This window comes from Rhodopseudomonas parapalustris (assembly GCF_053772255.1).
On sequence record NZ_JAMKBZ010000051.1, the window covers coordinates 1 to 12,505 of the forward strand.

The window sequence follows — 12,505 nt, forward strand, 5'->3', positions numbered from 1 at the left end:
GGCTGAACACTTGTCCGGGCGACCCAGTATTCCAGAGCGATTGTCGTACCGCTCGATGCTGGCCGCGAACGCTCTGGGATACTGGATCCCCGCTTTCGCGGGGATGACGATTGATCAGGTGCGGTTGACGTCAGAGCGGCGGCTCGACGACGCGAGTGGACCGCTTTGTTACCAGCGTTCCGCCTCAGCTCTTCTTCGCCAGCAGGGCGTCGATGCGCTTGGAGAATTCTTCGAACGAATTCTCGCCGCGCAGCATCTCGCCGTTGACGAAGAAGGTCGGGGTGGCGTTCACCTTCAGCACTTCGTTGGCGTACTTCTGGTCGGCGGCGATCTTGTCGAGCAGCTTCTGGTCCTTGAGGCAGGCTTCGACCTCTTCGCCCGACAGGCCGGCCTGCTTGCCGATGCGCTTGAGCTGATCGGTGGTGTCTTTCAGCACCCACTCGGTCTGGCTCTTGAACAGCACGTCGGTGACCGCGAAGTACTTGGCGGAATCGTCCTTGGCGATGCAGCGCGACAGCATCGAGCCGGCAGCGGCCTTGATGTCGAGCGGGAATTCGCGGAACACGTAGCGGATCTTGCCGGTGTCGATGTAGGCCTTCTTGATTTGCGGAAACACCTGCTCGTTGAACGCGGCGCAGTGCGAGCAGGTCAGCGAGGCGTATTCGGTGACGGTGACGGCGGCGTCCTTCGGGCCGAGCGCCATGTCGGGCAGCGACATCGGCTTGGCGACATCGGCGGCGGTCGCCGCGTCCTTGCTCTGGGCGAAGGCCTGGTCGATCAGCCGGAACGGCGAGAGGCCGGCGACGGCGAAGACCCCGGTCAGCGACAGTGCGGCGGTGAAAGTGCGGCGCGTGATCATCGGCAAAACAGCTCCAGTTCGGCGGGTCACGCCGCGGACAACGACACGTCAGCGGCATTTTGGCCGTCCGACCTTGGGATGTCGCTAGCTTGAAACGGCAATTGTGGCAATGCCGGGCCGGAACACGCCGAATCCGTGAGCGTCACTTCCGCTTGATCGTCGCACCGAGCCGCGCCAGCGCATCGCGCAGCTCCTGGTCGGCGACCTCGTCGAGCGTCGCGGCGACACGGGCGACCGCCGCAGGATCGGGCGCGCGCGGCACGGTCTTGCGCGGCCGGCGCGACAACGGCGCCTGGCGCAGCGCGATCCGCCCGACCGCATTCCAGCCGAGGAAGCGGTTGACCCGCTCCAGGATCAGGTCGGAGGAATGCTGGATCTCCAGCGCCATCGGGCCTTCGACCCTCAGCACCAGCGTCGCCGGTTCCACCGGCTGGCCGTCGACCGGGCGCGGCCACTGCATCTTCAGCGGTTCGGAATGCGCCGCAATTTGATGCCCCGCGATCTCGGCCCAGCGCGTCACCAGTTCGCGCGCCGCAAAGCCCTGCTTGGCGAACGCTTCGGACAGCGTTGCGCCCAATAGGCCGGACAGCGGCTTGGCGGAGATCGGGCCGGGCTTGCTCATGCAGGGACGCTTTGCGACGATACCGCTCATGAGTCTAGCAGGCGCGGCGCCGCGGCGGAAACAATCCCCGGTCATCACAGCAGAGCACGACACGGACGGCGAGGCCGCGCGCGCCCGGCCGCAAGCGCTGCTCGCCTGGTACGACCGGCATCGCCGCAGCCTGCCGTGGCGGGCACCGCCGGGCGCGAGTGCCGACCCTTACGCGGTGTGGCTGTCGGAGATCATGCTGCAGCAGACCACGGTGCGGGCGGTCGGACCATATTTCGACAAGTTCATGGCGCGGTGGCCGAGCGTGACAGCGCTGGGCGAGGCCTCGCTCGACGACGTGCTGAAGATGTGGGCCGGGCTCGGCTACTACTCGCGCGCCCGCAATCTGCACGCCTGCGCGGTGGCGGTGACGGGCCTGCATGGCGGCCGCTTTCCGGATACCGAGGAGGGGCTGCGGGCGCTGCCCGGCGTCGGGCCATACACCGCAGCCGCCATCGCCGCGATCGCGTTCGGCCGGCGGACGATGCCGGTCGACGGCAATATCGAGCGGGTGGTGTCGCGGCTGTATGCGGTCGAGGACGAACTGCCGAAAGCCAAGCCGCGCATCAAGGCGCTGGCCGAGACGCTGCTCGGCCCGTCCCGTGCCGGCGACAGCGCCCAGGCGCTGATGGATCTCGGCGCCACCATCTGCACCCCGAAGAAGCCGGCCTGCGCGCTGTGCCCGCTGATGCAGGGGTGCGCGGCGCGGGTGCGCGGCGATGCCGAGAGCTTTCCGCGCAAGGCGCCGAAGAAGTCGGGTGCGCTGCGCCGCGGCGCCGCCTTCGTGGTGATCCGCGGCGATCAGGTGCTGGTTCGCAGCCGCCCCGCCAAGGGCCTGCTCGGCGGCATGACCGAGGTGCCGAATTCCGACTGGCTGCCCGATCAGGACGAGGCCGCCGCCCGGGCCCAGGCGCCCGCGGTGAAAGGCGTCACGCGCTGGCATCTCAAGGCCGGCGTCGTCAGCCATGTGTTCACGCACTTCCCGCTGGAGCTGACCGTCTATGTGGCGCACGCCCCTGCCGGGACCAGGGCCCCCGCCGGCATGCGCTGGGCGCAGATCGCGACGCTTCCGGATGAAGCCTTGCCCAATTTGATGCGCAAGGTGATCGCCCACGGCCTCGCGGAATAACGGCCTCCAGTTACCTGTAGCCCAGCGTTGAGGTGTGGTGACGGTATTATGGTGGCGTAAATATCAATATAGCGAACTTTAGTCATTCACCTTTGGTGGAATAAACCTGTTCGCAACAGTTATGCGAATAACGAGCAGGCGCAAATGAGTTCCATCGAGGTCGTCTATGCGCCACGTCACGCCCAGCGGACGGGAGGCCTTCTTCCCAGCTTCTGAATTGATCGTTTCCAAGACCGACACCAAAGGCCGGCTGACCTACGCCAATCGGCTGTTCTGCGATCTCGCCGGCTATCGCGAAGCCGAGCTGATCGGCAAGCCGCACAACATCATCCGCCATCCCGAGATGCCGCGCGCGGTGTTCAAGCTGCTGTGGGACACGGTGCAGCAGGGCCGCGAGATCTTCGCCTATGTGAAGAACATGACGCGGGTCGGCGACCATTATTGGGTGTTCGCCCATGTCACGCCGTCGTTCGATGGGGCGGGCCGGGTGGTGGGTTATCACTCCAATCGCCGCGCGCCGGACCGCAGCGTGCTGGAAGGCGCGATCATCCCGCTCTACGCCGAAATCCTTCGCACCGAGCGCAGCCATGTCAACGGCAAGGACGCGTTGTCCGCCGGTTGTCGCGTGCTGTCCGATTTCGTTGCTTCCCGGAAGGCGTCCTATGACGAACTTATGTTCTCTCTCCAAAGCGCGGCTTGACGTCGCCGGCCTGATCGTCGCCGCGGCAGTGGCGCTGATCTGCGGCGCGTTCGAGTCCTACGTCGCCGCGATGGCGATTCAGGCGGTGGTGCTGGTGTTGGCCAGCATGGCGCTGTTCCGCATGTCCCAGACGCAGCGATTGCTTGGCGAGGCCAGCGCCGTCTGCCGCCGCATCGCCAAGGGCGACTTCGAAGCGCGGATTCTCGGCATTCCCGACGACGGCCGCACCGGCACGCTGCTGCATGCGATCAACGACATGATCGACGATTGCGACGCCTTCGTCCGCGAGGCCACCGCGGCGATGACCGCGATGCATCACAACAAGTACTTCCGCCGCATCCTGCCCAGCGGCCTGCACGGCGCGCTGCTGCACGGTGCCGGCGCCATCAACACCGCCGCCGGCAACATCGAGAGCCGGATCAAGAGCTTCGAAGGCCGCACGGCCGAGCTTGAGGAGAGCACCGGTGCGATCGTCACCGCGCTCGACCAGGGCTCGGCCGAGATGAGGACCACCGCCGGCTCGCTGACGGTCGGCGCCTCGTCGGCGCGCGAACGGCTGGCTTCGGTCGCCGCCGCCTCCGAGCAGGCGGCCGCCAACATGCAGTCGGTCGCGTCGGCCACGTCCGAGCTGACGTCGAGCGCCGGCGGCGTGCGGGCCGAGATCGAGCGCTCAGCCGCAATCGTGGCGCGCGCGGTGAGCAGCGTCGGCGAGGCCAGCGGCAATGTCGACGCGCTGCAGCAGGTTGCGAACAATATCGGCGAGATGGTCAAGGCCATCCAGGCGATCGCCAGCCAGACCAACCTTCTGGCGCTCAATGCCACGATCGAGGCGGCGCGTGCGGGCGATGCCGGCCGTGGCTTCGCCGTGGTGGCGCACGAGGTCAAGGCGCTGGCCTCGCAGACCGCGCAGTTCACCGACCAGATCGAGACCCAGGTCGGCCAGGTTCACGGCGCTGCCGGCGCGGTCAGTCATTCGATCGGCGAGATCGGAACCGTGATTGCCGAGATCGACAGCATCACCCGCCAGGTCGCGGGTGCTGCGGGCGCGCAGTCGCAATCGACCGCCGAGATCGCCCGCAACATCGACGAGGCGTTCGCGGTGGTACGCGAGATCTCGGACACCATCCATGTCCTCGCCGGCAACGCCGAGGATAACGAGCGCGCAGCGGCCTCGACCATGACAACGTCGGCGGAGCTGTCGTCGCAGTCCGAACAGCTCGCGCAGCAGATCAACGGTTATCTCGGTCAGGTCCGCAAGGAACTGGTGGAACAACGGGCCGCATGAGTGGAGGGATTGGGGCCTGATCGTCGGCCGACGCCGGTTCCATGAACCTGGCTTCGTGCAACTACGAAGTCAGGCGCGACTGACGAGCGGGGCCTTAAGACAAATTCAAACGACTGACCATAATAACCAATAGCGTGTCGTGTGAGGAGAGAGGCGATGGCTGTCCAAATTCAGCCGACCGGGAAAGAAGTGTTCTTTCCGGCAGGCGAACTGATCGTGTCCAAGACCGATCTGAAGGGCCGCATCACCTATGCCAATAGCACCTTCTGTCACATCGCCGGCTACAGCGAGGCGGACCTGCTCGGCCAGCCGCACAGTCTGATTCGCCATCCCGACATGCCGCGCGCGGTGTTCCGCCTGGTATGGGACACGATCGCGGCGGGCCGCGAGATCTTCGGCTACGTCAAGAATATGGCGCGCAACGGCGACCATTATTGGGTGTTCGCGCACATCACGCCGTCGTTCGACGCGAACGGCAACATCGTCGCCTATCACTCCAACCGCCGCAATCCGGATCCGAGCGTGGTCGCCAATGCGATCGCGCCGCTCTATGCCGAGGTGCTGCGGGTCGAGCAAAGTCACGCCAACGGCAAGCAGGCAGTCGAGGCCGGCCTCAAGGCGCTGACGGATTTCGTCGCCTCCAAAAAGGTCAGCTATGACGAACTCATGTTCGCTCTCCAAAGCGCAGCTTAATATCGTCGTCATCATCGTCGCGTCGTCGATCGCGCTGGCACTCGAGGCGCTGGATTATCGCGCCGCCGCGATGACGATACAGGGTTTCGCGATCCTGGCGACGTGCCTCGCGCTGTACCGCATGGTACAGACCACGCGGCTGATCGGTCAGGCGCGCGACGTCTGCCGAAGAATTGCGGCCGGCGACTTCGAGGCGCGCATCCTGCATATTCCCGACAACGGCCGCACCGGCGACATGCTGCGCGCCGTCAACGACGTGATCGATGGCTGCGACGCCTTCGTGCGCGAGGCCACTGCCGCGATGGACGCGGTGCAGCACCGTCGCTACTTCCGCCGCATCCTGCCGGGCGGTTTGCACGGCGCGCTGTTGCGCGGCGCCAAGACCATCAACGCCGCCACCGACAGCATCGAGGCACGGATCGACAGTTTTGCCCAGCAGGCGGCGCAGCTCGAAACCGCGGTGAGCGACGTGGTGTCGTCGCTCGACGAGGATTCCCGCGGCATGCGTGACACCGCCGGCAGTCTGACCAGCGGCGCCTCGCTCACCCGCGAGCGCCTCACCGCCGTCGCCGCCGCGTCGGAGCAGGCCAGCACCAACATGCGTAGCGTCGCTGCCGCCACCACCGAACTCTCGGCCAGCGCCCGCGAGGTCGGCGCCGAGATCGGCCGCTCCGCCGAAGTCGTCGGCCGTGCGGTGACCCGGGTATCGGAAGCCTCCGCCAACGTCGCCAGCCTGCGCAGCGTCGCCGAGCGGATCGCCGAGGTGGTGAAGTCGATCGAAGTGATCGCCGGCCAGACCAACCTGTTGGCGCTGAACGCCACCATCGAAGCGGCCCGCGCCGGTGAAGCTGGTCGCGGCTTTGCGGTGGTGGCGGCCGAAGTCAAGGCGCTCGCCGAGCAGACCGCCAAATTCACCGGCGAGATCGAGGGGCAGGTCGATCACGTTCACAGCGCCGCCGACCTCGTCAGCCGGTCGATCGGCGAGATCGGGGCGGTGATGACCGAGGTCGACGACATCACAGCGGCCGTCGCAGGCGCCGCCGAAGCGCAATCGGCCGCGACCGCCGACATCGCCAGGAACATCGAGCAGGCTTACGACGTGGTCAGCGAGATCGCCGGCAGTATCCAGGCGGTGACCGCGAGCGCCCGCGACACCGAGCAATCCGCCGCCTCGACCATGACCGCCTCGACCCATTTGTCGTCGCAGTCGGAGACCCTGGCGCACCGGATCCGCGATTATCTCGGCCGGGTCCGTGCCGACATGCTGGCCCAGCGCGCCGGCTGAAGGTCGCAACGGTCGCGCAGGACTGACGAGTCCTGATGCGAATCGCTGGCAGCACGAGTCGGGCGCCGCGCAGCGGCCGTTGAGGCTGGCTGCGCGCGCTCCTGTCAGCGTCCTGTCAGCCGCGCTAGCATAGGCATGCAGCACGTTTTGCGGCGGCTGCGGGGAGCCGGCGCGTCCGGCATCTTCGGGCCGGCACAGGTGCCAGTGACAGACCCATGCTCCGCTTTTCGACCATCTCGCTTTTGCTGATTGCCGCCGTGCTGGCGTGCGGGACCGCGCGTGCCGGCGACGAACTGCCGATCTCAAAACAGCAGGCCGAACGGGTCGGGATCGAGACCTCGCCGCTGGAGAAGCAGCCCGCCGCCGCCGGCCTTAGTTTCCCCGGCAGGATCGCGGTGCCGCCGGATCGCAGCCGGCTGATGAATGCGCCGCTCGGCGGCCGGATCGAGCGGCTGTTGGTGCGGATCGATACGGTGGTGAGGGCCGGGGATCTGCTGGCCGAGATCCAGAGTCCGGCGCTGGCCAACGCCCAGGCCGAGTATCTGGTCGCCTACAACAAAGAGCGGCTGCTCAAGACCAATCTCGACCGCGAGGAGCAGCTCGCGCCCTATGGCGCGGTGACCAAGAAGCAGGTCATCGTCACCCAGAGCGAATACGAACAGGCCAAGGCCACCGCCGCCGAGCGCCGCCAGGCGCTGCTGCATTACGGCATGACCGAAACGGCGGTCGAGAAACTGGCGGCGAACCAGAAGCTCGATCCCAAGCTGACGCTGATCGCGCCGATCGACGGCGTGGTGCTGGAAAGTCCGACCACGCCCGGCCAGACCGTCGAGGCGCTGGCGCTGGTGTTCAAGCTGGCGCAGCTCGCGCCGCTGTGGGTCGAGATCCAGGTGCCGGCGCTGCGGGCTGAGGATTTCGCGGTCGGCGCGCGGGTCACGCTGCGCGGCCATGATTGCGTCGGCAAGGTGGTGTCGATCGGCTCCAGCGTCGAGCCGACCTCACAGACCGTGATCGTCCGCGCCGAGTTCGACGAGCCCGACACCGATCTGCGGCCCGGTCAGGTGGTCGAGGCGCAGATCGCACCGGTCACCAGCGGCTCGGCCGAATGGCGGGTGAACAGCGGCGCGATGGTGCGCCGGGGCAAGGATGCCTTCGTGTTCGTGCAGACCGACAGCGGCTTCGTCGCCACCCCGGTGAGGGTGCGCGAGGAGCTGCCGCAATTCGCGGTGGTCAGCGGCAGCTTCCGCGGCGACGAGCGGATCGCGGTGCGCGGCATCGCCGCGCTGAAGGGCGCCTGGCAGGGGCTCGGCGGGGTCGAGTAGATGCTGACCCGTCTCGTCGAGTTCTCGCTGTCGCACCGCCTGCTGGTGGTGCTGGCCACGCTGCTGCTGATCGGCGCCGGCGTGCTGGCGTTCCGGCATCTGCCGATCGACGCCTTCCCGGACGTCTCGCCGGTTCAGGTCAAGATCATCATGAAGGCCCCGGGCATGACGCCCGAGGAGGTCGAGACCCGGGTGACGATGCCGCTCGAGCTCGAGATGCTCGGCATCCCCAACAAGACCATCCTGCGCTCGACCACCAAATACGGCCTCGCCGACGTCACCATCGATTTCGCCGACGGCGTCGACATCTATTGGGCCCGCAATCAGGTCGCCGAACGTCTCGCTTCGGCGATGAAGGACATGCCCGACGGCCTCACCGGAGGTCTCGCGCCGATCACCACGCCGCTCGGCGAGATGTTCATGTTCACCATCGAGGGCGGCGACCTGACGATGGCGGAGCGGCGGACATTGCTCGATTGGACCATCCGCCCAGCGCTGCGCACGTTGCCCGGCGTCGCCGACGTCAATTCGCTCGGGGGCTTCGTCCGCAGCTTCGAGATCGTCCCCGACAATCTGGCGATGGCCTCGCACGGCATCTCGATCGACGTTCTGGAAAAGGCGATCGAAAAGAACAACCGCAATGGCGGTGCCGGGCGGCTGTCGGCCGGCGAGGAAGTGCTGCTGGTCCGCGTCGACGGCCAGGTCCGCAATCTCGATGATCTGCGCAACATCGTGCTGGCTTCGCGCGACGGCGGCATGGTGCGGGTGCGCGACGTCGCCGAAGTGCGGATCGGCAGCATCACCCGCTATGGCGCAGTGACGCGCGACGGCCAGGGCGAAGCAGTGCAGGGCCTGGTGCTCGGCCTGCGTGGCGCCAATGCTCGCGACGTCGTCGATGGCGTCCGCGCCAAGTTCAAGGAGCTGGAGCCGACGCTGCCGAAGGGCGTGACGTTGAACGTGTTCTACGACCGCGGCGATCTCGTCGGCCGCGCCGTCGGCACGGTGTCGAAGTCGCTGCTCGAAGCCGTGGTGCTCGTAATCGTGCTGTTGATCCTGTTCCTCGGCGACTGGCGCGCTGCGCTGGTGGTGGCGTTGACGTTGCCGCTGTCGGCGCTCGCCACTTTCGTGTTGATGCGCTGGGCGGGAATGTCGGCCAATCTGATGAGCCTCGGCGGTCTCGCGGTCGCGATCGGCATGCTGATCGACGCCGCCGTGGTGGTGGTCGAGAACGTCGTGTCGCACCTGGCGCACGACCGCCACGCCGCGCAGGTGCCGCTGCTGCACCGGATCTATCAGGCTCTGCGCGAAGTGGTGGTGCCGGTGACCTCGGGCATCGGCATCATCGTCATCGTGTTCCTGCCGCTGCTGACGCTGCAGGGGCTCGAAGGCAAGCTGTTCATTCCGGTGGCGCTGGCGATCGTGTTCGCGCTCGGCTCGTCGCTGCTGCTCGCGCTCACCGTGATCCCGGTGCTGGCGTCGCTGCTGCTGAAGACCGCCGGTCATGGTGACACCTGGCTGGTGCGCAAGATCAGCGCCGGCTACACGCCGGTGCTGCGGTTCGCGCTGCGCCACGAGAAGGCGGTGCTGGCTGTCTCGGCGCTGGCACTGGTCGCGACCGTGTTCGCCTATGGCCAGCTCGGCAAGATCTTCATGCCGACGATGGAAGAAGGCACCCCGATCATCAGCGTCGAGAAGCTGCCGTCGATCGGACTTGAACAGAGCGTCGATCTCGACCTCAAGATTCAGCGGGCGGTGATGGGCGCGGTGCCCGAAGTGAAGAGCATCGTCGCCCGCGTCGGCTCCGACGAACTCGGCCTCGACCCGATGGGGCTGAACCAGACCGATACTTACGTCATCCTCAAGCCCGAGGCGGAGTGGCGCCGGCCGCACGACAAGGACTGGCTGATGGGCGAAGTGCGCAAGGCGCTCGCCGGCTTCCCGGGCATCGGCTTCTCCTTCACCCAGCCGATCGAGATGCGGGTGCAGGAGATGATCATCGGTGCCCGCGGCGACGTGGTGGCGAAGATCTTCGGCACCGACATCCCGACGCTCAACAGGCTGGCCGAACAGATCACCGCGACATTGAAGACGCTGAAGGGCGCCGAAGACGTCCGCACCGCGCTGAACGAAGGCTTCGAATACTACAATGTCGCGATCGACCGGCTGCAGGCCGGCCGGCTCGGGCTCGACGTCGACGCGCTCACCGAGGCGCTGCGCACCCAGATCGAGGGCCGGCAGGCCGGCATCGTGGTCGAGGAAGGCCGCCGCACACCCGTGCTGATCCGCGGCACCGAGACGTTCCGCGAATCCCCGGCACGGCTCCCCGGCATCAATCTGGTGCTCGGCGACGGCAAATCGGTGCCGCTCGCCAACGTCGCCCGGCTGGAGCGGATCGACGGCCCGGTGAAGATCGACCGCGAGAACGGCCGCCGGCTCGCGCTGGTGATGAGCAACGTCTCGGGCCGCGATCTGGTCGGCTTCGTCGACGAGGCCAAGGCTGCGGTGGCCGAGCGGGTCAAGCTGCCGGAAGGCACCAGCATCGTCTGGGGCGGGCAGTTCGAGAACCAGCAGCGCGCCGCGGCACGCCTCGGCATCGTGGTGCCGATCGCGCTGGCGTTGGTGTTCCTGCTGCTGTTCGTAACCTTCTCGTCGCTGCGGCAGTCGCTGTTAGTGTTCATCAACATCCCGTTCGCGCTGATCGGCGGGGTGTTCAGCCTGCTGATCACCGGTGAGTATCTGTCGGTGCCGGCCTCGGTCGGCTTCATCGCGCTGCTCGGCATCGCGGTGCTGAACGGCCTGGTGCTGGTATCGTATTTCAACATGCTGCGCGGCCAGGGGCTGCCGCCGGATCAGATCGTCGAGATCGGCGCGCAGCGGCGGCTGCGGCCGATCCTGCTCACTGCCAGCATCACCGGGTTCGGCTTGGTGCCGCTGCTCTACGCCACCGGTCCGGGCGCCGACGTGCAGCGGCCGCTGGCGGTGGTGGTGATCGGCGGCCTCGTCACCTCGACGCTGCTGACGCTGGTGATCCTGCCTGTGCTGTACCGCCGCTTCGGGATTCCGGCCTCGCACAAGCCGCAGGAGGCCAAGCCATGAGCGCGATGGTGCTGACGCTGCTGGTCCCGGTGACGTTGAAGGACGACGTGATCGCCGCGATGCTGGCGCATGAACCGACCGCGCGCGTCGGCTTCACCGCGCGCGAGGTCGAAGGCTACGGCCGCGACGTCGATTACGACAGCGTGGTCGAACAGGTTCGCGGCCATACGCTGTCGGTCGAGATCGTCGTCACGGCCGACACCGAAGCGTTGCGCGGCCTGCTCGACGCGGTCGGCGACGAGTTCAACGGCCGCGGCGTGCGTTGGCGGATGGTGGCGGCAACAGCGGACGGTCTGCTGTAATCGATCAGATCGGCCACACGATCAGCAGCATCGGCACCGCGACCACAAGCACCACCAGTTCGAGCGGCAGGCCCATCCGCCAGTAATCGGAAAAGCGGAAGCCGCCCGGGCCCATGATCAGCGTGTTGTTCTTGTGGCCGATCGGGGTGAGGAAGGCGCAGGACGAGGCGATCGTCACCGCCATCAGGAATGTGTCGGGATTGCCGCCGACGCGGTGGGCGAGGTCGATCGCGATCGGTCCGGCGACGACGATGGTGGCGACGTTGTTGAGCACGTCGGACAGCGCCATGGTGGCGACCATCAGTGCGATCAGCGCGACGATCGGCGAATAGCCCTGAGTGATTTCGCCGATCCAGCCGGCCACCAGCGCGGTGCCGCCGACACGGTCGAACGCAGCGCCGATCGGCAGCAGGCAGGCCAGCATCACCACCACCGGCCACTCGATCGTCGAGTAGAAGTCGCGCGCCGGCACCAAGCCGAATGCCGCATAGGCCACCACCGCCATCGCGATCGCCACCGTGAACGACAGCAGCCCGAACGAGGCCGCGGCGATCGCCGCGACGAACAGCCCGACGGTGAGCGCGACCTTCCAGGCGCGATACGGCGCGACGTTGATGGTGTTCACCGGCAGCAGCCGCATCGAGTTCAGCGTCGCGGTCGAGGCCGCGCCGGGCCCGGCCAGCAGCAACACGTCGCCGGCTTCGATCAGGCGGTCGCCGATCTTCTCGCGCGCCAGCTTGCCGGCATGGGAAATGCCGAGCAGCGTCAGCCCGAACCGCTTGCGCAACCGCAGCGACGCGGCGGACTGCCCGACCAGATAGGAGTCGGCGCGCACCACCACTTCGACGATGGCCGATCCGCCGCTGCGCTCCTTGGTATCGCCGTCGTTGCCGGCGTCGCTGCGCTTGCGCGCGGGCGCCTCGTGCTCCTCGCCTTCGGCCGACGGTGCTTCCTGCAGATTGGTCGCCTTGATGAAGGCGGCGATGGCGTCGCCCGAGCCTCTCACCACCAGCAGGTCGTCCGGCTCGATGGTGTAGAGCCGGGCGCGGCGCCCCCCCCCCCCCCGGGGGGCGGGCGGGCCCCCCCCCCCCCCCCCCCCCCCCCCCCCCCCCCCCCCCCCCCCCCCCCCCCCCCCCCCCCCCCCCCCCCCCCCCCCCCCCCCCCCCCCCCCCCCCCCGCCAACCG

At 67.5% G+C, this 12,505-nt stretch carries 11 protein-coding genes; 8 read left to right on the forward strand and 3 right to left on the reverse strand.

Translation table 11 applies throughout. From position 1 onward, the window contains the following. Nucleotides 1-184: 184 nt before the first annotated feature. Entirely contained in the window at nt 185-859 is a 675-nt protein-coding gene (locus M9H71_RS24440) for a DsbA family protein (RefSeq protein ID WP_455407457.1), read from the reverse strand. A gap of 142 nt (nt 860-1,001) precedes the next feature. Then, nucleotides 1,002-1,481, reverse strand: coding sequence for a DUF721 domain-containing protein (locus M9H71_RS24445; RefSeq protein ID WP_164604225.1), 480 nt, complete (start codon nt 1,479-1,481; stop codon nt 1,002-1,004). Between the two features lie 28 nt (nt 1,482-1,509). On the opposite strand from M9H71_RS24445, the gene mutY reads away from it, so the two are divergent. From mutY to M9H71_RS24485, 8 genes are all read left to right on the forward strand, one after another. Then, nucleotides 1,510-2,637, forward strand: coding sequence for an A/G-specific adenine glycosylase (gene mutY / locus M9H71_RS24450; protein ID WP_455407458.1), 1,128 nt, complete (start codon nt 1,510-1,512; stop codon nt 2,635-2,637). A 166-nt stretch (nt 2,638-2,803) separates the two neighbouring features. Further along, nucleotides 2,804-3,337, forward strand: a complete 534-nt coding sequence (locus M9H71_RS24455; protein ID WP_455407459.1) for a PAS domain-containing protein — start codon at nt 2,804-2,806, stop codon at nt 3,335-3,337. Continuing rightward, nucleotides 3,300-4,622: a methyl-accepting chemotaxis protein gene (locus M9H71_RS24460; RefSeq protein WP_455407460.1), complete on the forward strand. Its 1,323-nt coding sequence runs from the start codon at nt 3,300-3,302 to the stop codon at nt 4,620-4,622. Before M9H71_RS24455 ends, M9H71_RS24460 begins: the two co-directional genes overlap by 38 nt. A gap of 156 nt (nt 4,623-4,778) precedes the next feature. Next, the gene (locus M9H71_RS24465) at nt 4,779-5,315 is read left to right on the forward strand and encodes a PAS domain-containing protein (protein WP_455407461.1); all 537 of its coding nucleotides are present in this window, start codon (nt 4,779-4,781) and stop codon (nt 5,313-5,315) included. Beyond that, nucleotides 5,278-6,600, forward strand: coding sequence for a methyl-accepting chemotaxis protein (locus M9H71_RS24470; protein WP_455407462.1), 1,323 nt, complete (start codon nt 5,278-5,280; stop codon nt 6,598-6,600). Before M9H71_RS24465 ends, M9H71_RS24470 begins: the two co-directional genes overlap by 38 nt. A gap of 215 nt (nt 6,601-6,815) precedes the next feature. Further along, nucleotides 6,816-7,922: an efflux RND transporter periplasmic adaptor subunit gene (locus tag M9H71_RS24475; RefSeq protein ID WP_455407463.1), complete on the forward strand. Its 1,107-nt coding sequence runs from the start codon at nt 6,816-6,818 to the stop codon at nt 7,920-7,922. Beyond that, nucleotides 7,923-11,018 (forward strand): efflux RND transporter permease subunit, encoded by a 3,096-nt coding sequence (locus M9H71_RS24480; RefSeq protein WP_455407464.1) that lies wholly within the window; start codon nt 7,923-7,925, stop codon nt 11,016-11,018. Then, nucleotides 11,015-11,320: a DUF3240 family protein gene (locus tag M9H71_RS24485; protein ID WP_455407465.1), complete on the forward strand. Its 306-nt coding sequence runs from the start codon at nt 11,015-11,017 to the stop codon at nt 11,318-11,320. The genes M9H71_RS24480 and M9H71_RS24485 overlap by 4 nt, the downstream gene beginning before the upstream one ends. A 4-nt stretch (nt 11,321-11,324) precedes the next feature. Here the strand turns inward: M9H71_RS24485 and M9H71_RS24490 are convergent, their stop codons facing one another. After that, entirely contained in the window at nt 11,325-12,329 is a 1,005-nt protein-coding gene (locus M9H71_RS24490) for an SLC13 family permease (RefSeq protein WP_455407466.1), read from the reverse strand. Nucleotides 12,330-12,505: the final 176 nt, after the last annotated feature.